At 50.8% G+C, this 1,161-nt stretch carries 2 protein-coding genes; both read left to right on the forward strand.

The annotated features are described in order from the left end of the window. Window positions 1-81: 81 nt before the first annotated feature. Window positions 82-861: a phosphate ABC transporter ATP-binding protein PstB gene (gene pstB, locus L691_RS0120605; RefSeq protein ID WP_025692236.1), complete on the forward strand. Its 780-nt coding sequence runs from the start codon at window positions 82-84 to the stop codon at window positions 859-861. Between the two features lie 77 nt (window positions 862-938). Further along, the coding region (locus tag L691_RS0120610; protein WP_025692237.1) for a PhoU domain-containing protein at window positions 939-1,161 on the forward strand (223 nt) is incomplete at its 3' end.

Here is a 1,161-nt window from a genome sequence, read left to right on the forward strand (position 1 = left end):
GCGTTAATATTTCTCTGGAGCGATATTTACAATCATGGCTTATTATTGTACGGAAGATGATGAGAAGGAGACGCGCACATAATGAAGTCCGTCATTGACATAGAGCAGAAGACCATCATTGATATAGAAAAGCTGGATCTCTACTACGAGTCCTTTCATGCGCTTAAAGGCATGGATTTAGAAATTCCGGAGAAGGCGGTTACCGCGTTTATCGGACCGTCCGGCTGCGGTAAATCGACGCTGCTGCGTACCTTGAACCGGATGAACGACATGATTCCGGGAACGCGGATCGAAGGTAAGGTTCTGATCGGCGGCAAGGATATTTACGGCGGCGATGTAGAGGTGGAGAGCTTACGGAAGCAAGTAGGGATGGTTTTTCAGCAGCCGAATCCTTTTCCAAAATCGATATACGATAATGTTGCTTACGGACCGAGACTGCACGGCAAGCCTCCCAAAGCCGAGCTCGACGAGCTGGTGGAGCAAAGCCTGCGCCAAGCGGCCCTATGGGACGAAGTTAAGGACTTCCTGAAGAAATCGGCGCTTAGTCTGTCCGGCGGACAGCAGCAGCGGCTCTGTATTGCCAGAGCCCTTGCCGTACAGCCTGATATTCTGCTGATGGACGAAGCGACTTCCGCGCTTGACCCGGTCTCGACACAGAAGATCGAAGAGCTTGTTCAGGAACTTCGGGACCGGTATACGATTGTCATGGTTACGCATAATATGCATCAAGCTGCGCGAGTATCGGGCAGAACAGTATTCTTCCTGAACGGCGTGATCGTCGAAGCGGCGGACACGGAGCAGCTATTCTCGAATCCTAAAGATTCGCGCACCGAAGATTACATTTCCGGCAGATTCGGCTAAAGTACACCTTCCCGTAGGGAAGTATCCGCTTGGCCTGCCCGGATTGACCTATTGATTCGAGGAGGATCGCTCTAATTATGATTCGAAGAGTGGAATTGGACAAAAATCTTGACGAACTGCGGAATCTGCTGCGGCAGATGGCTGAGCATGTCATTGACGCGCTCGAAGGAGCCGTCCTTTCCTTACAGAAGCTTGATACGTCCAGGGCGCAAGAAATTGTGCAGGCTGACGTTCATCTAAATGAATTGGAAGAAAAGATTATGGATATCGGCTCGCGTCTAATCGTCACACAGCAGCCGG

Origin of the sequence: Paenibacillus zanthoxyli JH29, from assembly GCF_000520715.1 — a bacterium.
Classification (GTDB): domain Bacteria; phylum Bacillota; class Bacilli; order Paenibacillales; family Paenibacillaceae; genus Paenibacillus_AQ; species Paenibacillus_AQ zanthoxyli.